A 19,561-nucleotide genomic window follows, 5' to 3' on the forward strand; every position below is an offset into this window, starting at 1 on the left:
TTCGCGATGGTGCCCCAGGGTAGCGCAAGACGGGCGCGCGGCGGCGGCGAGCGCGCCTCACGGCCGCGCGGGCGAGCGCGCGTCGCGGCCACGGCGGCGATCCCACATCACCGCCGCGCGGGCGGCGCCGCGCGCCCGACGAAGGCGCGGATCCGCGCGCGGTCGGCCTCGGACAGCGCGTATCCCGGGGGCGGCATATTCCGCTCGTCCACGACCCGGCGCGCGATGGCCTCGCGGAGCGAAGCCCACGCCGCGGGCGTGGAGAGGTCGACGCCGCCCTCGCCGCGCGGGCGGTGGCAGCGCGCGCACGCGCGGGCGAACACGGGCGCGATCTCGCCCCAGGCGGGCCCGCCGCCGTCCTCTGCGGCGAAGCGCCGGAGGGCGCCCGACGCGAGCAGCCACACGTCGCCGCTCGGCGAGCCGACGAGCCTGCCGGCCCGCGGGAGGCGCGCGCCGCGGGTCTCGCGCACGCCGGCCTGCTCGAGCACGCCGAGCTCGTCGCCGTCGGCGAACCACGCGCGGTCGCCGGAGACGGCGAGGCCGTGGAGCGCGGCGCGCGCCCGGAACCGGAGGCGCAGGACGCCGGCGCCGTCCTCCGCGTAGAGCGCCGCGGGCGTCGCCGCGAGCAGCGCGCCCGCGCCGGTCAGGGCGAGCAGCGGCGCGGCGCCGTCCGCCGGGAGCGGGTACGATCGCAGCGCCCTCGTGGCGACATCGAGGGCGCCGAGCCCATCGCCCCCGGCCGCGAAGGCCACGCGCCCGGCCCCCGCCGCGAACGTCGCGAGCGGGCCCGCCGCGTAGCGCGTGACGGTCTCGCCGTCCGCCACCGCGATCTCGCGGTCCAGCGCGAAGGCGGCGCCGCCCTCGCCGAGGCCGATCGCGGACCGCACCGCGGCGCGCTCGAGGCCGTAGCGGTCGGAGACGGCCTCGAAGGCCCCCTGGCCCGGCAGCCGCAGCAGCCGGCCCTCGGCGTCGACGCCGACGATCCACGTGCCGTAGCCGTCGGGCGCGGGCAGGGCCGCGGCGCTCACCCAGCGGTGGGGCGCGCGCTCCACCCTCGCGAGGGCGCCGTTCACGAAGACGGCCGCGGCGCCGTCGTGGAACACCACGACGCGGCGCCCGTCGTCGGCGACCGCGCGCACCGGGCCGAGCTCCCCGGGGGACGGCCACGCGACCTCGCGCACGACGAGCGGCGGGAGGGGCGCCGCGGCCTGCGCCGCGCATCCGGCGAGCGAGAGCGCCAGCGCCGAGGACGAGAGCGCCAGCGCGGAGGACGAGAGCACCAGCGCGGCGGCGGACGCCGCTCGGCGGAGGAGCGTCACGGCGACCGGAGGAGCTCCGGCACCACCTCGCCGTCGCGCAGGTGCTCGCGCGGGGAGATGCCGAAGGCGAACAGGAAGGTGGCGAGCAGGTCGGGCGGGGCGATCGGCCGCGGCCCGCCCTGGAACGTCTTCGCCGGGGCCGGCAGGAGCTGCTCCGGGTCGGTCTTGCCGAACGCGAAGCTCCCGCGGAAGCGCGGGGAGATCACCATGGCGGAGTTGTTGGGGTAGTGGTCGCGGCCCATCGCCGTGTTGAGCTGAGGCGTGCGGCAGAAGTCGCTCGTCACGAGGATGTGGGTGTGATCCGAGAGCTTCTTGCCGGCCCGGGTCGGGTGCGGGGTCTTGTCGAGCGAGCCGAGGAGGGCGGCGATCAGATCGAACAGCTCCTGCTGGGTGGCCGCGTGCTGGCGGTAGGTGCTCGTGTGCGTGTCGAACCCGCTGCTCGAGAAGCTCACGCAGCGGACCACGTTCCGCCGCATGGCCTCGATCGCGAACGCGGCGTTGACGGCCGCTTGCCTGGCGAAGCGGGCCGCGTGGTTGAACTCCGGGTGCGCCTGGATGAGCTTGCCCCTGGAGAACACCTCCTGAAGGCCTGCACTCAGCATCTTGCCCAGCCCGTCCGCCTGGATGGCGAAGCCGCGCAGGGCGTCGGCGTGGCTGGATCGCGCGGCGAGGGCCCTGGCCTCCTCGGAGAGGAGCGCGGTCACCGCGGCGCGGTCCTCGTCGGTGTCGTAGTGGCGCGCGCGGGAGAGCGAGCGGCTGAGGGTGCCGATCTCCCCGACCATGAGCGGGACGGCGCGCCGATCGAGGCGGTCGCCGACGAACGCCGAGGGGAACTGGACCGAGACGACGGGGAAGGTCTGGCCCGCGCCGAGCTCGCTCCCGCAGATCGCGTCGACGCTGGAAGCCACGGTGCGGCCGCCGCTGAGGTGCCGTCCCGTGGTCGAGAACGCCGTGCCGTCGGGGTGGCTCACGGTGTTCATCGCCAGGCCGTTGAGGATGCACAGCCGGTCGTGCATGTCCGCGAGGGCGCCGATGCCGGGGCCGAACGCGAGGCTCGATCCCTTGGGCGTGACCGGCGCGAAGCTCTTCGCGCCTCCGGCCGCGGGCGCGTCGACCCAGAGGCGGAGCCCCGCGGTGTCGGTGTTGTCGGTCGTCGCGGGGCTCACGAGGCCCCTGGCCTCGTTCCGAGGATCGGCCCAGAGCGTCACGTCCCAGCCGCCCGACGCGTGGATGAAGAGGAAGAACTCGTCCTCCGCGGCCTTGCCCGGCGCGGCGAGCGCGCGCGCCGGCAGGCCGAGGACACCGGCGAGCGCCGCGCCCGCGGCGGCCTCGAGCAGCGCGCGGCGCGGGACGGCGAGGCGGCGGGGGCGGGGGGCGTGGCGAGGCATCGGGCGCGCTGCTCAGGATACCCTCCGCGGCCGCGCGCGCCCGCACGACCTTGCCGCCGAACGCGACCGCCATCGCGTGCATCGGCGCTACACGGACGAGCTCATCGGGGCTCTTAGATTCGACTCACGATTCTCCCCAGCTGTCGCGCTCCGCGCTCAGCGCGGCATCAACTTGCTCCTTCGACAAGAGTTGCTCCGGGTTCTCTTCGCGCCACGCGTCGACGGCACGGCAAGCGGCCAAGAGCCTTTCATGGCGTCCATCTTCCATGGAGTGCGCGTCTCGCTGTTCGCGAATCAGCACGATGATGTCGGCTTCTAACCCGGCGGTAGCGCGCTGTGACCTCCTTCGCACCGCCCGTCCAAGGGCCATCCTCCGCATGGGTGCGATCTCGGAAGGACGAGACGGCGATCGATGCGGATGGGATGAGAAATTTCGTCGCCAAAATGCAATGCAACGCCAGATGCCTCTCGGCATCGCTCACGCGCCGGGAACGCTGGCCAGGCACACACGGTGGATGGTAGAGAGCGAGCGTGACGCTGGCGCGCGGTCACGTGCGTTGGCGCGCCCGAGGTGGAGCGTGCGAGGTCCTCGATCAGCATCCTGGCTTCCGTCGTGGGCAGTGTTGTTCCTCGTGCTGCTCGCGGCTGCTCCTGCGCGTGCGGAGGCGCCTCCGAAGCGCTCGCGAGCCGTCAAGGAGCTCATTCGCGAGGCCGGGGCGGCGCTGGCTCGGCTCGACGTCGCGCGAGCCCGGGAGCTGTGGGGCGAGGTGTACGATATCGAGCGGTCGAACGTCGCGATGTGCAACATGGGGCAGCTCGACCTGCGGATGGGCCGCTGGGAGGAAGCCGTGGTGGAGCTCTCGCAGTGCGTCGAGCACATGCCGGCCCCGCGCACGGAGGTGGAGCGGCGCCTGTATGACCACCGGCACGCCGACCTCGCCCGGGCCCGGCGGCGCGTGGGCGAGGTGATCCTCATGCCGCCGCCAGGCGTCGTGGGCATGTTCGTGAACGGCCGGGGGCTGAAGGACGGCAGCCGCATCTACGTGAGGCCTGGCCAGCACGAGGTGATGGCCGTCGGGCAGGAGGGGCAGGTCGCGCGCGCGGGTGTGAAGGTGGAGGCGGGCGAGTCGAAGGAGGTGCCGCTCACGTTCGACAAGCCGGCACAAGCGCCGGAGGAGCGCGCGCTGCCGCCGAAGGATCACGCTCAGCCGCCGAAGGGGGCTTCCGGGCCTGGTGCGCCCGGGCCTGCGGCGCCAAAAGGGCCGCCGCAGGGCGCGGGCCGGCCCGGGCCGGACCTCCGGATCGTCACGACGGGCGCGGTGGCCTCGGTCGGGTTCTTGGTGGCGGGCGCCGTGTTCCTGCAGAGCGCGCAGGGGTACGTGCAGGAGGCGAAGGCGGGTTGGTATCACGCTCAGGCGATGAGCAAGCTCGATCCCACATTTCAGCCCGACTACAATAAAGTCATTGATCCTGCCGCCAGCGGGAAGCTGATGCATCTCCTGGGTACCAGCGCGTTGATCGCTGGGGCGGCAGCAGGCGCGGCCACCCTCGTGTACGTCTGGTTGCCGAACGACACGCAGATTCGAGTGGCGGCGCACGGCGCGGAGGTTCGCGTCCGATGGTGAGCGTCGGCGAGGTCGCTTTGGGCCGTCAGCGCGCGAGCATGGTGAAGCTGTCACGGAGGCCTTCCTGATGCGACGTCCGATGTTGCTGCTCGTCTCCGCGACGGCGCTGCTCGCGTGCCAAGACGAGTGGTACGTACCGCTGCTTCCGCCGCCTGCCGATTCGGGTCCAGTGCTGTGGATGTGGGTAGGTCCGGAGGACGATGCGCCTCCCTGTATCGACGGCCAGCCGCCGAAATGGGAAGGCTGGATGGCTGAAGCCCCTGAAGGGCTGCCGGACACGTGCCAAGCGTGCGAATGCGGCCCAGCGGCGTGCGAGCTGCCCTCCAGGGTCATGGCGAACGCGATGACCTGCGCAGGCGGAGGCACGTCGATCGCGCTCGATGCCGGAGCGGGATGGGATGGGACGTGCGCTGCGCTCCCGTCGCCCGTCCAGCCGGACGACTTCGCGTCCGTGGTCTACGAGCCGCCGACACTCTCGCCGTGCACCCCCTCGGCGACGCCCGAGCCGCCGCCCGTTCCGGCAAGGTTCGTCCGGGTGTGCGCCGGCAACACGGCGCAGGCCCCGCCGGGGTTCATCCCCTGCATGCAGGCCAGCAGCGAGGGGACCTGCAGGCGCGGCCTGACACGACACGAGTTCTTCGAACAGCTGATCGACAACCGCGCCTGCGCTCCGTGCGAGTGTGGTCCCCCAGCGGGGGGCAGGTGCGTCGCCGACGTCGGCTTGTATGGGGACAGCGCGTGCAGCGACCGCATGGACGCCGGGCTCGCCGTCGGCCTCGGGGAGATGCCCTGCGCGGACGTCACCTCGCCCCTCCCGCTCAGCGCGATCCGCGCCACCCTCGCGGAGGAAGAGCCAGGCGCCTGCTCCCCGAGCGTCGCTGCCGTGCTTGGCACCCTGGAGCGACGCGAGCCGCACGTCGTATGTTCCTATTCCGAGATCTGGTGGGACACCCCGTGAGGCGGATGACGATGTCCATGTCGAGCGCGCGGCTCACGCTCCTGGCCGTGCTGTCGCTGCCAGCGATGGCGTGCGTCAACAATCCGGACATCGCGGGGAAGGCGGTCGTCGCCCTCGACGGTGAAACCCTGAATTACGATACTGGCGATGATGGACGGAGGTTCGTGAAAACAGGGGAGAGGTGGTCGACGGGGTGCTTCCTGAAAGACTCCTTGCCGGAGATGGCCCTGGACCGCGCGCGCGACGACAACCCGCCGATCAGCGGAATTTCATTGGACGTCGAGCGGAAAGATGACGGCGGCGAGCCTCTACCGAACGTCACGATGGACATAGGAGAGGATTTCTACGATGGCTTTTGCCACGTCGTGGCGACGGTCGGCAGCGATCCGCGCGAGGTGGACTTCTCGACGGGCGATTGCGAGCTGCAGCGGGCCCTCGACGGCCATCCCGCGCTGCTCGTCTCCGCTCTGTTTCACGTCAAGGAGTGCGACGAGTAGGTCACGGCCGGCGCGGCCGGAGCCATGCACGGCGCCGGTCGCGTCGTGGGCCCGCTGATAGTACCCCTAATACAGGTGGAACTCCGGGTGCCGCACGAGGCCGTAACACACCGCGGCCCACCCCGCCTCCTCCGGCGAGAACCGCGACTTCGCCGCGCCCTTCGCGCGGTGCCGCGCGACCGTCCCCTCGTACAGCGCGAAGAACTTCCCCTGCCGGTCCGGCGGCGCGAGGCGCGCCGGGTAGCTCAGGAACGTCCGGTGCAGCACGTCGAAGCGCGGGGCGAACGCCGCCTCGTCCGGGTCCTGCGCGGGCAGATCGAACGCGAAGATCAGCCGCCGCTCGATGGGGACGCGCTCCTTCGCCTTGAGATCGTGCTCCAGGGCGCGGTCGCAGAGCGCGATCCCGAGCCGCTCGAACGCCGCCAGCATGAGCGCGTTGGTCTGCGTGGCGCGCGGGAGATCCAGGCCGTGATCCGGGAGCCCGAGCGCCGCGAGGTAGTCGCCCCAGGTGTCGAACAGCGCCGCCTTGTCGTCCCCCCGCGCGCGGCGCTCGAGCTCGGCGGGCGCGAGGCCGCCGAAGAGCCGGAGATAGGTCCTCAGGTACGCCTCGGCCGGGATGAGCCGCAGATCCTGCTTCGGAGCCCGGCTCTGCGCGACGCGCCCCGTCTCCCGGAGCGGCGCTGCAGGCCGCGGCGCGATCGCCTCCGGCGGGCCGCACGCGCCGGCCAGCGCGGCCACCGCGGCCACGCCAGCGAGGGCGAAGGCCCCCGTCCGCCCGGGCGCCCTCCCCCGGCCCTGCATCACCGCGTCCCCTCGCCGCGCGTCGCGCCGCCCCGCTCCCCCGCCCCGCCCCGCTCCCCCGCTCCGCCCTTCGCCGCCCCGCCCCGCTCCGCCTCGCCCTTCGCCGCCCCGCCCCGCTCCAGCGCAGGCCGCACGTTGCTCGCGCGCGCATACGCCGGCGAGCGGACGATCGCCTCGACCAGCGGCCGCATCCGGTAGCCGCGCGACACGAACCGCTCGCGCAGCGCGCCGAGCAGCGCCTCGTCCTCCTCGCGCAGCGGCCGCCCCAGGAACGACTCGGTGACGCGCAGGGCCGCGCACGACGCGAACTCCGGCATGCGCGTGATATCGGCCGCGGCGCCGGCCGGACCGCGCTCGGCGTGATCCGCCGAGGCATAGGCGCCCCGCAGCACGCCGCGCTCCCGGCTCGAGAACACGGGGTCGTAGAAGCGCTCGCACGATTGCCCCGTCTTCCCGTCCGCGTTCAGCTTGCACACCGGGTTCTCGATCGGGAACCGCTCGGCGGGCAGATAGGTCCACGTCGTCTCCTCGACCCGCGTGAAATACGCCGCGAGCGGCTCCAGCGTCGCATGACAGCTCGCGCAGCCAGGCCGGACCATGAGGTCGGGCTCCTCCGACGGCGGGAGCTCCGCGTGCTCGGCCGTGAAGCTCTTGCACAGGAACGCGCTGTAGAGCGCCGCCGCCCGCGCGCGCCGCGAGGAATACTTCGTGAGGAACACCGGCGTCGTGAGGATCCCCGCCGCGCGCGGCCCGCGATCGGGGATGAACGTCCAGGCCGAGACGTCGTGCGGCGCGACGACCGGCGGCACCGCGCCCGGCAAGAACAGGGGCGCCTCGTCCTCGCGCATTCCAAACGACGGGTGCAGCGAGCAGCACGCCGCGGGCGCGCTCGACCGGTAAAACTGCGCGAGCGGCCCGTTGATGAACGTGTAGCGCCCGGTGAGGATCTCCCGGAAATCGCGATCCGCCGCGAAGACATGATTCATGAGATGAATCGCCTCCTGCGACCACCAGAACTTGTTCCAGCCGGTGATCGTGTGCGGCGCGGAGCCGATGGGATCGTCGATGCCGAGCGGGGTACTCGCCGGCAGCACGAAGGCGCGCGGATCCCTGCCCGCGCTGTCGGCGGGCAAGCAATGCTCGAGGCCGATGCCGCAGCCGCAGTCGACGCTCATCACGGGCGCGAGCGCGCTCCGGCACGAGATCGGCTCGCCCCGGTGCGCCTTCGCATAACGATCCTCGCGCACCGGCGGGCGAGCGCGGCCCGGCGGCGGCGGAGCCCCCTTCGGCGGCGGGGGGATGTCGCTCGCGTAGATGTGGCCGACCTCGGCGGTCTGCGCCTCTTCCTTGCAGACCCGGACCTCGACGGTCGGCGTCTTGCCGTCCGGCTCGACAAGGAGCTGCGGCAGCGGGACATACGCGCTGTCCGGGTCCTTCCACCCATCGCCATAACGCTGCGTCGGGACGACGGAGAGGTAATCGCGATAGAGCCAGTAGGGGCGCACGAGCGTCGTCCGCTCGTCGAGCAGCCGCTGGGAGATGCGGGCAGGCGTCCCCTTGATGGGCGCGTACGCCGCCACCGCGAGCCCGCTCTCGGCGTCGGAGAAGCAGAACTCGCCGTCGATCACCGGGTTCAGGCGGCGCTGGTTGACGCGGTAATAGACATAGAGCGGCTTGCCCTCCGGGCCGAGCACCTCCACCCGGCGGAGCGTCGTCGCAGACGGCGTGAACAGCCCCGCCGGGCCGAGCTCGAGCCGCAGGACATCCATGTAGATGCGCGTGAGCCGCTCGGCATACCCCGGGCCGTCGAGGTGGCGCTCTATCCAGGCGTCCAGATCGAAGCCCGGCGACTCGATCTCGGCGAGCTCCTCGCGCGTCGGGAGCCGCCCCTTCAGGTCGAGGGAGAGCGCCCGGAAATACCGGTACTGCTCCAGCGTCGGCGCGGCGGCGGACGGCGGCGCGAACGAGGCCGCGGCCGCCGCCGCGAGCGGCGCCGCCACGGCCAGCGCGCGCAGCGCGCGCCCCCTCATGCGTCGACCTCCTCGCCGGGCGGCGGGGCCTCCTCGCCGGGGAGCACCCCGGCCATCAGCATCCCGAGCTCCGTCCGCGATACCGCGCCCGCGTCCCGCGTCGCCACGATCTCGCCCCGGTACATGACCGCGATCCTGTCCGACAGCGACAGGATCTCGTCGAGCTCCGCCGACACGAGCAGCACCGCCGCCCCCGCGTCGCGCGCCGCCACGATCTCGCGGTGGATGTGCTCGATCGACCCGACGTCCACGCCCCGGGTCGGCTGGCTGGCCACGAGCAGCTCCACGGGGCGGCTCATCTCCCGGGCGAGGATCACCTTCTGCTGGTTGCCGCCCGACAGCGCGGAGGCGGGCGTCTCCGGGCCGGGCGCGCGGATGTCAAAGGTCTTTATCAACCGCCTCGCGTTCTCCTCGCGGGCGTCGTCGCGGAGCACGCCGCGCACGGCGAATGGAGCCTTGTAGTACGTGCACAGCACGAGGTTGTCCGCGATCGCGTACGAGAGCACGAGCCCGTGGCGCTGGCGGTCCTCGGGCACGTGCGAGACGCCGCGCTCGATGAGGGCGCGGGGCAGCGCGCCGGTGACGTCGCGGCCCCGGAGGAGCACGCGCCCGGCGCGGGGCGTCGAGAGGCCGGTGATGGCCTCGCAGAGCTCGGTCTGGCCGTTGCCCTGCACGCCGGCGATCCCCAGGATCTCGCCGGCGCGCACCGAGAAGCTCACCTCCCGCACCACGTCGGCGCCCGATCCGCGGCGGCCCGCGACGCCGAGGCGCTGGACGTCGAGCACGACGTCCCTGGGGCTCGCCGGGGCCTTGCTCACCTGGAGCGCCACCTCGCGGCCCACCATCATCGCCGCCAGGCCGCGCTCGTCCGTCTCCGCCGGGATCGCGGCGCCCACCACGCGCCCGGCGCGCATGACCGTCACCCGGTCCGCGACCGCGAGCACCTCCCTGAGCTTGTGCGTGATGAACAGGACCGAGACCCCCCGCGCCGTCAGCCCCCGCAGCACGCGGAACAGCTCGTCCGCCTCCTGGGGCGTGAGCACGGCCGTCGGCTCGTCGAGGATCAGGATCTCCGCCTTCCGGTAAAGAGCCTTGAGGATCTCCACCCGCTGCTGCACGCCGACCGGGAGGTCCTCCACCCGGGCGTCGGGATCGACGTCCAGCCCGTGGCGCGCCGAGAGCTCGCGGACCTCGGCGCTCGCGCGCCGGCGGTCGAGCAGGGCCCCGCGCACGGGCTCCGCGCCGAGCACGACGTTCTCGGCGACCGTGAACACCGGGATCAACATGAAGTGCTGGTGCACCATGCCGATCCCGAGCGCGATCGCGTCGCTCGGCGAGCGCAGCGCCACCGGGCGCCCGCTCCGGAGGAGCGCCCCCTCGTCCGGGCGCAAGAGCCCGTAGAGGATGTTCATCAGGGTCGATTTGCCGGCGCCGTTCTCCCCGAGCAGGGCGTGGATCTCGCCCTTTCGGAGATCGAGATCGACCTTGTCGTTCGCCAGGACGCCGGAGAACCGCTTCGTGATCCCCCGGGCCTCGAGGACGGCCGTCACCGCCGCCCCTCCCGCTCGTACGGCAGGCCGTCGGCGGCCGGCGGCGTGGTCTTGCCGATGACGCCGGTCAACAGCAGCAGCGTCAGGAGATAGGGCACCAGCCCGACGACCGACGATTGCTGCAGGAACGACCACGACGGCGGGATCTGGTCGCGGAAGAGCTGCAGGTTGATCTGGAACGCCTGCGCCGCGCCGAAGACGAGCGCCGCGGCCCACGAGCCGAACGGCGTCCAGTCGCCGAAGATCATCGCCGCGAGGGAGATGAAGCCGCGCCCGTTCGTCATCAGCGGCTCGAAGGACGGCACCGACTCCAGCGTGAAATACGCCCCGCCGAGCCCGGCGATCGCCCCGCCGATCACGACGTTCACGTAGCGCACGCGGGCCACGTCGATCCCGACCGTCGCGGCCGCGCGGGGGTGCTCGCCCACGGCCCGCGCGCGCAGGCCCCACCGCGTGCGGAAGAGCACGAGGTGCGTCAGCGCGACCAGCGCGACGGCGGCGACGGCGATCGGCTGCTGCTCGAACACGGGGCCCACGACCGGGATGTCCGAGAGCAGCGGGACGCCGAGGCGCGGAAGGACGCCCGGCGCGTGAGGCACCTGCCCGCCGAACACGCTGCCCGACCCGAAGAAGAGCTGGCGGTTGAAGAAGCCGGTGAGCCCCACGGCGAGCAAGTTGATCACCGTCCCCGCGAGGATCTGGTCCACCGAGAAGGTCACCGCAAGCGCGGCCAGCAAGAGCCCCAGCGCGGCGCCGGTGGCGACCGCGATCACGACGCCGATCAGCAGGCTCGGCAGCGGCGGGAAGCCCAGGATCGCGCTCGCGTAGATCGACCCGAACCAGCCCGAGAACGCCGCCGCGAGCATCATGCCCTCGATGCCGAGGTTGACGACCCCGGAGCGCTCGCAGAAGACGCCCGAGAGGGCGCCCAGGGTGAGCGGGGTGGCGACGGCGAGCGTCGTGGCCGCCATGCTGGCCACGATCGTCAGCGGCGGCACCTGCGACGCGCCGACAAGCGTCACGACGAGGACCAGCACGCCCACGACCACCGCGATGAATGCGTAGCGTCGATAGCCCATCTTCGTCCTTCCCTGCTCCCGTTCCCCGCTCCGGTCCCCGGCCCCTCGCTCGAGCCGGCGCGCTAGCCGCCCCACCCGCGCGTGAGCACGAGCCGCTCGCCCTCGCCCCGGACGCGGTAGATGCGCCGGACCAGGGCGTCCGCCGCGACGAAGAGCAGGATCAGCGCCTGGATGATGGAGATCACGTCGATCGGCACCTGCGTCAGGTACTGCATCCGGGTCGCGCCGCTGCGCATCACGCTGAACAGGAGGGCCGCGAGCACCGTCCCGCCGGGGTGCGTCTTGCCGAGCAGGGCGATGGCGATCGCGTCGAAGCCGTATCCCTGCGAGAACCCGAGCTCGTGCCGGTGGTGGAGCGCGCTCACCTCGATGGCGCCCGCCAGCCCGGCGAAGGCGCCCGAGAGCGCCATGGTCGCGATCACGGTGCGGCTCACCCGCACGCCGGCGTAGCGCGCGGCGTCGGGGCTCTGCCCGGCCGTGCGGATCTCGAAGCCGAACGTCGTCCGCCGGAGCGCCCACCCGACGAGCGCCGCCGCGAGCAGGGCGAGCGGGAAGCCCCAGTGCAGCCGGAAGCCGTCCACGAGCGCCGGGATGCGCGCGCTCTCGTCGATGAGCGGCGTGCGGGAGAGCACGTTGGACGCCTCGGGATCCTTCATCGGGCCGTTCAAGAGGAAGCTGACCGCGTTGAGGGCGACGTAGTTGAGCATGATCGTGCTGATCACCTCGTGTCCCCCGGCGCGCGCCTTGATCCAGCCGGGCACCGCGGCCCACAGCCCGCCCGCGAGCGCGCCGAGGAGCAGCGTCACGGGGACGTGCAGCGCCGCGGGCAGGCCGCCGCCCACGAGCTGCGGCAGCCAGTGGCCCGCCCAGGCCGCGGAGAGCGCCCCGAGCGCGAGCTGCCCCTCCGCGCCGATGTTGAAGAGGCCGCCCTTGAGCGCCAGCGAGACCGACAGGCCGGCCAGGATGTACGGCGTCGCCCACACGAGCGTCTCGCTCACCGCCCGCGGCGACCCGAGCGCGCCCTCGAGCATGCCGGCGTAGGCCTCGAGCGGGTTGCCCCCGGCCACGGCGATGAGGACGCCGCCCAGGACCATCGCGGTGAACACCGAGAGGGCCGGCAGGAGCAGCGGCCGGAGGCGCCGGAGCAGCGACTCGAGGCGCCGGATCAGCTTCTCTCGCATCCTCGGGAGCCCAGGGCGATCACGGCCCCTTGGCCGGCGGCACCGCCGTCTTGAGCGTCCCGTCGAGGAGCCCTTTCCGGAGCTCCTCCATCTTCGCCTTCACCTCGGCAGGGACCTTGGCGTCGAGATCGTGATACGGCGCATACCCCGACTTGCCCTGGAAGTTCCCCGCCGGCAGCTTCCCCTCCTTGGCCGACTTGATGAGGTCGAAGGTGCCGTCGGAGATGAGCTTGACGGCGCTGGAGAGGAGGACCTTCTGGGCCTCGGGCACCGTGAAGTACTGGTCTGTGTCGACGCCGATGGCGTAAACGCCCTTCGTGGCCGCGCCGAGCAGCGCGCCGTTGCCCGTCTTGCCGCCGCCGCCGAAGACGATATCGACCCCCTTGTCGATCATCGAGACGGCGGTCGTCTTCCCCCACTCGGGATCGGTAAACGTCTTATCGAAGCCGACGTCGTTGTGGTAGACGACGCTGAGCTCGATGTCGGGCTTGACGTGGCGCGCCCCGGCGCGGAAGCCCTCGCCGAACCGCCACACGGGCGGGACGGCGTCGGTGGCGAGCACGGCGCCGATCTTCCCCGTCTTGGTCATCATCGCGGCCAGCGCGCCGACGAGGAAGCCGCCGTGGTCCTCGGGGAAGACCAGGCCCACGACGTTCGGCTTGGTCGCGATCTGGAACTGGTCGATGCCGATGAACTTGACGCCGCTGAACTGATCCGCCGCGGCGCGCGTCGCCTCCGTGAGCCCGAAGCCCGACGTGACGACCACGTCGTACCGCTCCTCGGCGAACGTCCCGATGTTCTTGGGGTAGTCCTTCGGATCCGTCGTCTCGATGTACTGCGTCGTGGCGCCGAGCTCCTTCTGCGCCCGCTGGATCGCCTCCCAGGCCGACTGGTTGAACGACTTGTCGTCGATCTTGCCCATGTCGGTGACGAGGCCCACGCAGAACACCTCGGGGCTCGCGCAGTCGGCCTTCTTGCTGCTGTTACACCCCGCGAGCGCGCTGGCGAGGGCCAGCAGGACCGCGAGCGCGACGCGCCGCTTCTTCAACATGGCGGATCTCCTTGGAAGGCCCGCATTGGACACCGGGCCGCGCACCAAGGCAACCACCGCATCGCACTGGCGCATATTTACCCACACGGCGCTCACACGAGCGCTCTCATCTGCTGCGCGGGAGCACGACCGGCTGCGCGGGAGCACGGCGCGCCTCCCCTCGAGATCGCGATCGGGGGAGCAACATTTTTTCCTCGAGCGTTGTCACAGTCGATCGGCAGCGCCCGATGAGCGACGGGGCGCGCCGGCGCAGCCTTCCCGAGGAGGTCCTTCCATGAATGGTCCCGCCGTTCGATTCACGCTTTTTTGTGCTCTCATCGCGTCCGCCCTCGTCCCTTCGGCGGACGCGTCGGCCTGCGGTGGAGTCGAGATCATGCCCGCGATCGACCACCGCGTGATGGGGATCGCCCAGGCCGAGCGAGCGCTTCACGACGGCCGGTTCACCGCGGCGGCGGGGAGCGTGATCCGGATGTTCCCCGAGATCCGGCGGATCTCCTATGACAAGGACCCGCTGATCAACCGGGCCTTCCGCGTGCTCGCGGTGGCCACCGCGCGCGCGGACGGGGCGCTCCAGGTCGGACCGCAGCTGCCGCGCGAGCTGCTCGAGACGTGGGGCGGGGCGTCGGCCGAGGAGCGCAAGGGGAACATCGACTGGTCGATCCGCGCGCTGCGCCGGCTGAACGAGCAGCGGAAGAACGATCCGGCGCTCCAGACCGACCTGGGCGAGGCGCTCGCCAGGGCGCCCGAGCACCGCGGCGAGGCGCTCGAGCTGCTCGGCGATCTGGCGGAGAAGGACCTCGTGACGAGCCCCGAGGCGTACGCGACGCTGGCGCGGCTGCGCGCGCTCTCGGGGGACAACGCGGGGCACGACGCCGCGGCCACCCGGTGCGAGACGATGGCGCAGAACAAGGCGCTCTGCCGGACGAGCGGCGCGGTCGGTCCGCAGAGCTGACGCCGATGCGCGCCCGCCCGCTGCTCGCCCTGCTCGCGGCGCTCGCCTCGGGCGCCGCGGGGTGTACCTCCGAGGACGCGCGGGGATCTGCCCCTGCCGCGGCGCCGCGCGCGAGCGACCAGGGCGCCGGGGCGGCCGCCGTGGCCGCCGTGGCCGCGGCGCCGGCCGGCGATCCGGCGCGCGGGGAGCGGCTCGTCGCGGAGCTCCAGTGCAACCGCTGCCACGACGGGACCGGGCAGGCGCCCGCGGCGCGCGACGCCCACTGCGTCCAGTGCCACCAGGACATCGCGGCGGGGCGGTTCCAGGCGCCGGCCGCGGCCATGAAGCGGTGGAACGAGAACCTCGTGCAGCTGCGCGACGTGCCGTCGCTCGCCGCCGCCGGCGACAGGCTGCGCCGCGACTGGATCCGCGGCTTCTTGCTGTCGCCGCACGACGTGCGCCCGCGCCTGCACGCGACGATGCCGCGGCTCGCGATCGGGCCCGAGCAGGCGAGCGATATCGCGGCCTACCTCACGCGCGATCGGCGCGAGAGGCGCGAACGTCCGAGTGCGCCGCTGGAGGGCGCGAGCGCGGCACGGGGGCGCGAGCTCTACGAGGCCAAGGGGTGCGGGACGTGCCACGCCTTCTCCGGGGCGGCCGGGGTGACGGCGGTCGCGCCCGTGAAGGGGATGGAGAAGGAGACGCGGGCCGCCGTCGCCCTGGCGCCGGATCTGCGGCACGCGCGCGACCGGATGGATCCCGCCGATCTCGTCGCGTGGGTGCTCGACCCCGCGGCGATCAAGCCGGGCACGCCGATGCCCCAGGTGCCGATGTCGCCCGCCGAGGCGCGGGACATCGCGGCCTTCGTCGTGACGGCGGAGCTGTCGGTGCGGGCGCCGGCGAGCGCGCCCGAGCGGCTGCCGCTGCTGTCGCGGCGGGTGACGTACGCCGAGGTGGATCGCCGGGTGTTCCGCGTCACGTGCAGGCACTGCCACTCCGAGCCGGATTACGCGCTCGGCGACGGCGGGCCCGGGAACACGGGCGGCTTCGGGTTCAAGCCGCGCGGGCTGAACCTCGCCACGTACGAGGGGATCGCCGCGGGCTACGTGGACGATCAGGGCGAGCGGCGGAGCGTGTTCTCGCGCGGGCCGGACGGCGCCCCTCGCCTCGTCGCCGCGCTGCTGGCGCGGCAGGCGGAGGAGGCGGGCCGCGCGGCTCCGGCAGTGCGCGGGATGCCGCTCGGGCTGCCCGCGGTCGGGCCGGAGGAGATCCAGCTCGTCGAGAGCTGGATCGCGCAGGGGCGGCCGCAATAGCGGACGAGCGGGAGGGGGCGATCGCCAGGGTCGCTCCGGCCTTGTCGTGGTGCCCCCCTTGCTTCCACGGCGACGCCGAGGAGGTGGCCGATGCCTCGGTGGTCTCAACGCGCTCAGCACGCGGGCTCGCCTCCGAGCGGCGGGGGCAACGGGCCTCCGGGGAGGATGTCCATAGGAAGGCGTCTTTCCTTGCTCGTGTTGAGTCAGCTGATCCTGGCCGCCCTGGGCATCACGATGTCCATTGTCGCGCTCAAGCGGCTGGCTATCGAGACATCCTACCTGCGTCACTATGTCTTCCAGCCGTTCGTCGTCATCAGCGGCGGCATCGAGTCGTCGAACGCTCTCTATACCCTGCTCGCTCGCCCGCCGTCGGACGTCGCGGTGGAGGTCCGGGAGCCGATGGTGCGGCTCCGCTCCTTCATCGATCGGTACCAGCGCGAGTGGTTGACGGCGACCTCGACCCTACCGGAGGCCATTCACCTCCGCGCTGCGCTCGCGCGGGCCGGTGAGCTCGCGCTCCTGGAGGAAGAGCGCGAGGCGGCGGACACCATCGCCGCTGCCGTTGCGCACATCGAGCGCACGACCGGGCTCGCGGGCCCGACGCCTGCCGCGCCGCACGTGCGGCACGCCGACGTGGAGAACCTCAGCGGCGCCCTCGTCAGGCTGCACAAGATCAACCTGCGCTACATGGAGGTCGCTTACGACGCGTTCGACCGCATCCGGCGGCGCATCTTCCTCGTCTTCATGACCGTCGGCCTCGGGGGCGTCACGGCGGCGTCGCTGTTCGGCCTCGCGGTGCGCCGCGCGATCGCGCCGCGCATCCACCGGATGGTGACCGCCGTCCGATGCTTTCGCGAGCTCGGCGTCTACGAGCCGCTCGAGGACCGGGGGGACGACGAGCTCGCCGTGCTCGCCCACACGCTGAACACGAGCTTCAAGGCCATCGCCGAGCGCGACAAGGATCGCGACCGGTTCCTCGCCGTCGCCGCGCACGAGCTGAAGACGCCGCTCACCACCATGAAGGGGTTCGCGCAGGTCGCGCTCACCCACCGGAACGACACGGCCATCCGCGAGCGCGCCCTGGCGATCATCGATCGCCAGGCGACGCGCCTCGGCCGCCTGGTCCAGGATCTCCTGTGGTCGGCGCGCATCTCCGGAGGCGAGCTCCCCTTCAGGCCCGAGGCGATCGACGTCGAGGAGCTCGCCCGCCGGGTGATCGGAGAGTTCGAGCTCGTGGCCAAAGATCACAGCATTCGCCTGGTGCCCAGGGGAGACGCGCACCTCCTTGGCGATCCAGAGCTCGTCGAGCAGGCGCTCTGGAGCCTGCTCGTCCAGGCCGTGTCCATCGCGCTGGAGCACGATCCGGTGCTCGTCACGATCGACGCCGGCGCCGCCGCGCGCGTGCTCATCACGGTCGAGGTCCGGGGCGGGAAGGATCTCCCGGAGGACCTCGAGAAGCTGCTGGAGCCCTTCGCCGTCGTCGCGTTCGAGGGGCGGCGTGGCGAGCCGCGCAGCACGGGTGTCGGCCTCCACCTCGTCCAGGGGATCGCCCGGCTCCACGGCGCGAGGTTCTGGATCGAGCGGAGGCCCGGTGACCTCATGGTCTTTTCGCTGGAGCTAAGGCGCTAGGTGGCAGAGGGAACATGGTGCGAAACCTCGTGCTGGTCATCGACGATGACCCTGATTTCCGGGAGCTCGTCGTCCTCAGCCTGACCGAGTGGGGGCTCCAGTGCCTCCAGGTCTCCGCCTGCGCCGACGCGCTCCCGCTGCTCGAGCGCGAGCGCGACGGGCTGCGGGCGGTGCTGTGCGACTACTTCATGCCCGGGCTCTCCCCCAAGGATTGCGCGAAGGCGATCCGCGCTCGGGTCGATCCGGCGGTGCGCGTGGTGCTCGTGAGCGCGGCGGTGGACGTCTCGGAGCGGGCCGCGGAGCTCGGGCTCGCGCGGTTCCTCGCCAAACCCTTCGATCTCGACCAGCTCTACGACGCGGTGCTCGGTTCGCGCGAGCCCTCGGCGTGAGCGGGGGCGCCCCCGGACGCGGCGCGCTCCGTGGTAGCCTCCCGCCCCGCACCTGCGCGCGGGTGCGGCGCTCGGAGGTCTGCGTCATGACAGGACAGCTTCTGGAAGAGGTCTTTACGAACCCTGGGATCGATCCGCGGCTCACGTGGCGCAACCCGCCGGCGCGCTGGGCGGTGGAGCCGGAGAGGGGCGTGCTCGTCGTCGAGCCCGCCGCGAAGACGGACTACTGGCAGCGGACGCACTACGGCTTTCGCAACGACAACGGGCCTTTCCTCTTCACCCGCGCCGGCGGCGACTTCGTGATGACCTGCCATGTGCGGTTCCGGCCGGCGCACCAGTACGACCAGGCAGGGCTCATGGTGCGGATCGCGGAGTCGTGCTGGCTGAAGACGTCGGTCGAGTTCGAGCCGGACGGCCCGAGCCGGCTCGGCGCGGTGGTGACGAACGCGGGCTACAGCGACTGGTCGACCCAGCCATTTCCTTCGGATCGCCGCGAGATCTGGCTGCGCGTCCGGCGGGAGGGGCCGGATTACCTCGTCGACAGCTCGGACGACGGCGCGGCGTGGACGCAGATCCGCATGGCCCACCTGCACGAGGACGACGGCGCGCGCGAGGTGGAGTGCGGCCTCTACGCTTGCAGCCCGCTCGGCGAGGGCTTCGTGGCGGAGTTCGATCGGCTCCGGATCGCCCCGGGGCGCGTGGGTTAGTCTAGAGCGGTTCCCACCCGCCCCCGATACGAGCGTCGCAGAGCGGCGGTCACCCGCACAGGAGACGGGTCCAGATCGGCGTTTTCGGCGCGGAAGCGCACTCCTGTGCGCTGAGCACCGAAAACGTCGAGATGGGCCCGTATCCGAAGCGGGTGACCGCCGCTCTAGCGGTCGAGCGCCTCGAGGTGCGGAGAGAGGACCTCGGTGAGCCAGCTCATCACCGCGCGCACGCGGCGCGGCACGCTTCGACCGTGCGTGTGGAGGAGCGAGACGGGCATCGGCGCGCAGGTGAGGGAGGGTAAAACCTCGACGAGCTCGCCCGCGGTGATGCTGGGGAGCTTCCCGGCCCGCGGCGCCTGGATGATGCCGAGGCCCGCCACGCACGCGGCGAAATAGGCGTCAGCGCTGTTGACCGTCACCACGCTGCGCATCGGCCACTCGCGGTAACCGCCGTCGTGGGGGTACTCGAACGACGGCGCCTCGGCGCCGAGCGTCGTCGAGTAATGCACGAGGAGGTGCCGATCGAGATCCTCGATCCGGCGAGGCGTACCGTACTGGCGCAGATAGGAGGGGCTCGCGCAGTTCATCATGCGCAGGAGGCCGAGCCTGCGGCCGACGAGCCCGTCGCCCCCCGGGGCGCCGACGCGCAGGACGCAGTCGAAGCCCTCGCGGAGCGGCTCGACGCGCCGATCGGTCGTGCTGAGGAGCACCTCGAGCTCGGGGTGGCGCGCGAGCAGCTCGGGCAGGCGCGGGATGATGACGTCGCGCGCGAAGTTCACCGGCAGATCGATCCGCACCCGCCCGCGCAGGCCCCGCGCGGCCTGGAACATCGCGCCGAGCTCGTCGGCCTCGAGCGCGAGGCGCCGCGCCCGCGGGAGGAGCTCCTCCCCGTCCGGCGTGAGGCGCACGACGCGCGTCGACCGCTGGAGGAGCCGGGTGCCGAGCTCGGCCTCCAGGGCCTTCAGCCGCAGCGAGACGCGCGCCTTGGGCATGCCGAGGTGCTCGCCAGCGCGCGTGAAGCTGCCGAGCTCCGCCACCTTCACGAAGATTTTCAGCGATCCGACGTCGACGGTCATTGTTTCGACTGGCGAAACAGTGTGTCGGAGCCTCGGA

At 72.4% G+C, this 19,561-nt stretch carries 18 protein-coding genes; 8 read left to right on the forward strand and 10 right to left on the reverse strand.

Features of this window, described 5'->3' with window-relative positions; genetic code table 11:
- Nucleotides 1-107: 107 nt before the first annotated feature.
- The 3 genes from WMF34_RS39340 to WMF34_RS39350 all read right to left on the reverse strand — a co-directional run bounded on the left by WMF34_RS39340 (nt 108) and on the right by WMF34_RS39350 (nt 3,008).
- Nucleotides 108-1,319 carry a c-type cytochrome gene (locus WMF34_RS39340; protein ID WP_012240356.1) on the reverse strand — a complete coding sequence of 404 codons (1,212 nt, stop codon included), beginning with the start codon at nt 1,317-1,319 and terminating at the stop codon, nt 108-110.
- Entirely contained in the window at nt 1,316-2,707 is a 1,392-nt protein-coding gene (locus tag WMF34_RS39345) for a DUF1501 domain-containing protein (RefSeq protein WP_012240357.1), read from the reverse strand. The genes WMF34_RS39340 and WMF34_RS39345 overlap by 4 nt, the downstream gene beginning before the upstream one ends.
- A 124-nt stretch (nt 2,708-2,831) precedes the next feature.
- On the reverse strand, nt 2,832-3,008 hold the full coding sequence (locus WMF34_RS39350; RefSeq protein WP_157907230.1) for a hypothetical protein: 177 nt from the start codon (nt 3,006-3,008) through the stop codon (nt 2,832-2,834).
- 322 nt (nt 3,009-3,330) lie between these two features.
- On the opposite strand from WMF34_RS39350, the gene WMF34_RS39355 reads away from it, so the two are divergent.
- The 3 genes from WMF34_RS39355 (at nt 3,331) to WMF34_RS39365 (ending at nt 5,787) form a co-directional block, all read left to right on the forward strand.
- A complete protein-coding gene (locus WMF34_RS39355) occupies nt 3,331-4,332 on the forward strand; it encodes a hypothetical protein (protein ID WP_049876511.1) in 1,002 nt (333 codons plus the stop codon).
- Between the two features lie 247 nt (nt 4,333-4,579).
- Nucleotides 4,580-5,290, forward strand: coding sequence for a hypothetical protein (locus WMF34_RS39360; RefSeq protein ID WP_231864490.1), 711 nt, complete (start codon nt 4,580-4,582; stop codon nt 5,288-5,290).
- Between the two features lie 17 nt (nt 5,291-5,307).
- Entirely contained in the window at nt 5,308-5,787 is a 480-nt protein-coding gene (locus tag WMF34_RS39365) for a hypothetical protein (RefSeq protein ID WP_044966909.1), read from the forward strand.
- 66 nt (nt 5,788-5,853) lie between these two features.
- On the opposite strand, the gene WMF34_RS39370 is transcribed toward WMF34_RS39365, so the two are convergent.
- The 6 genes from WMF34_RS39370 to WMF34_RS39395 form a co-directional block, all read right to left on the reverse strand.
- Nucleotides 5,854-6,588: a hypothetical protein gene (locus WMF34_RS39370; protein ID WP_231864491.1), complete on the reverse strand. Its 735-nt coding sequence runs from the start codon at nt 6,586-6,588 to the stop codon at nt 5,854-5,856.
- The gene (locus WMF34_RS39375; RefSeq protein WP_012240362.1) at nt 6,588-8,618 is read right to left on the reverse strand and encodes a DUF1585 domain-containing protein; all 2,031 of its coding nucleotides are present in this window, start codon (nt 8,616-8,618) and stop codon (nt 6,588-6,590) included. Before WMF34_RS39375 ends, WMF34_RS39370 begins: the two co-directional genes overlap by 1 nt.
- The gene (locus tag WMF34_RS39380) at nt 8,615-10,168 is read right to left on the reverse strand and encodes an ABC transporter ATP-binding protein (RefSeq protein ID WP_012240363.1); all 1,554 of its coding nucleotides are present in this window, start codon (nt 10,166-10,168) and stop codon (nt 8,615-8,617) included. Before WMF34_RS39380 ends, WMF34_RS39375 begins: the two co-directional genes overlap by 4 nt.
- The gene (locus WMF34_RS39385) at nt 10,165-11,247 is read right to left on the reverse strand and encodes an ABC transporter permease (RefSeq protein WP_012240364.1); all 1,083 of its coding nucleotides are present in this window, start codon (nt 11,245-11,247) and stop codon (nt 10,165-10,167) included. Before WMF34_RS39385 ends, WMF34_RS39380 begins: the two co-directional genes overlap by 4 nt.
- A gap of 62 nt (nt 11,248-11,309) precedes the next feature.
- Nucleotides 11,310-12,428: an ABC transporter permease gene (locus tag WMF34_RS39390; protein ID WP_437991015.1), complete on the reverse strand. Its 1,119-nt coding sequence runs from the start codon at nt 12,426-12,428 to the stop codon at nt 11,310-11,312.
- Nucleotides 12,429-12,447: 19 nt separating this feature from the next.
- Nucleotides 12,448-13,479, reverse strand: coding sequence for a BMP family lipoprotein (locus tag WMF34_RS39395; RefSeq protein ID WP_012240366.1), 1,032 nt, complete (start codon nt 13,477-13,479; stop codon nt 12,448-12,450).
- A gap of 373 nt (nt 13,480-13,852) precedes the next feature.
- Here WMF34_RS39395 and WMF34_RS39400 point away from each other — a divergent pair, with 373 nt between their 5' ends.
- The 5 genes from WMF34_RS39400 (at nt 13,853) to WMF34_RS39420 (ending at nt 18,448) form a co-directional block, all read left to right on the forward strand.
- Entirely contained in the window at nt 13,853-14,431 is a 579-nt protein-coding gene (locus tag WMF34_RS39400; protein WP_012240367.1) for a hypothetical protein, read from the forward strand.
- Nucleotides 14,432-14,436: 5 nt separating this feature from the next.
- Nucleotides 14,437-15,723, forward strand: coding sequence for a c-type cytochrome (locus tag WMF34_RS39405; RefSeq protein WP_437991016.1), 1,287 nt, complete (start codon nt 14,437-14,439; stop codon nt 15,721-15,723).
- A 195-nt stretch (nt 15,724-15,918) separates the two neighbouring features.
- Nucleotides 15,919-17,352: a sensor histidine kinase gene (locus WMF34_RS39410; protein WP_437994696.1), complete on the forward strand. Its 1,434-nt coding sequence runs from the start codon at nt 15,919-15,921 to the stop codon at nt 17,350-17,352.
- 14 nt (nt 17,353-17,366) lie between these two features.
- Complete coding sequence (locus WMF34_RS39415; protein WP_012240370.1) at nt 17,367-17,741, forward strand: response regulator; 375 nt, start codon at nt 17,367-17,369, stop codon at nt 17,739-17,741.
- 86 nt (nt 17,742-17,827) lie between these two features.
- Nucleotides 17,828-18,448, forward strand: a complete 621-nt coding sequence (locus tag WMF34_RS39420; protein WP_012240371.1) for a DUF1349 domain-containing protein — start codon at nt 17,828-17,830, stop codon at nt 18,446-18,448.
- Nucleotides 18,449-18,612: 164 nt separating this feature from the next.
- Here WMF34_RS39420 and WMF34_RS39425 read toward each other — a convergent pair whose 3' ends face one another.
- A complete protein-coding gene (locus WMF34_RS39425; protein ID WP_044966912.1) occupies nt 18,613-19,524 on the reverse strand; it encodes a LysR family transcriptional regulator in 912 nt (303 codons plus the stop codon).
- Nucleotides 19,525-19,561: the final 37 nt, after the last annotated feature.

Source organism: Sorangium sp. So ce145, assembly GCF_051525985.1.
GTDB classification, from domain to species: Bacteria; Myxococcota_A; Polyangia; order Polyangiales; family Polyangiaceae; genus Sorangium; species Sorangium cellulosum_B.

Excerpts from the sequence above, each read along its gene's own strand:
- WMF34_RS39345 (WP_012240357.1), bottom strand. The coding sequence starts at position 2,707 with ATGCCTCGCCACGCCCCCCGCCCCCGCCGCCTCGCCGTCCCGCGCCGC.
- WMF34_RS39360 (WP_231864490.1), top strand. The coding sequence starts at position 4,580 with ATGGCTGAAGCCCCTGAAGGGCTGCCGGACACGTGCCAAGCGTGCGAA.
- WMF34_RS39365 (WP_044966909.1), top strand. The coding sequence starts at position 5,308 with ATGTCGAGCGCGCGGCTCACGCTCCTGGCCGTGCTGTCGCTGCCAGCG.
- WMF34_RS39370 (WP_231864491.1), bottom strand. The coding sequence starts at position 6,588 with ATGCAGGGCCGGGGGAGGGCGCCCGGGCGGACGGGGGCCTTCGCCCTC.
- WMF34_RS39375 (WP_012240362.1), bottom strand. The coding sequence starts at position 8,618 with ATGAGGGGGCGCGCGCTGCGCGCGCTGGCCGTGGCGGCGCCGCTCGCG.
- WMF34_RS39385 (WP_012240364.1), bottom strand. The coding sequence starts at position 11,247 with ATGGGCTATCGACGCTACGCATTCATCGCGGTGGTCGTGGGCGTGCTG.
- WMF34_RS39390 (WP_437991015.1), bottom strand. The coding sequence starts at position 12,428 with ATGCGAGAGAAGCTGATCCGGCGCCTCGAGTCGCTGCTCCGGCGCCTC.
- WMF34_RS39395 (WP_012240366.1), bottom strand. The coding sequence starts at position 13,479 with ATGTTGAAGAAGCGGCGCGTCGCGCTCGCGGTCCTGCTGGCCCTCGCC.
- WMF34_RS39400 (WP_012240367.1), top strand. The coding sequence starts at position 13,853 with ATGCCCGCGATCGACCACCGCGTGATGGGGATCGCCCAGGCCGAGCGA.
- WMF34_RS39405 (WP_437991016.1), top strand. The coding sequence starts at position 14,437 with ATGCGCGCCCGCCCGCTGCTCGCCCTGCTCGCGGCGCTCGCCTCGGGC.
- WMF34_RS39415 (WP_012240370.1), top strand. The coding sequence starts at position 17,367 with ATGGTGCGAAACCTCGTGCTGGTCATCGACGATGACCCTGATTTCCGG.
- WMF34_RS39420 (WP_012240371.1), top strand. The coding sequence starts at position 17,828 with ATGACAGGACAGCTTCTGGAAGAGGTCTTTACGAACCCTGGGATCGAT.
- WMF34_RS39425 (WP_044966912.1), bottom strand. The coding sequence starts at position 19,524 with ATGACCGTCGACGTCGGATCGCTGAAAATCTTCGTGAAGGTGGCGGAG.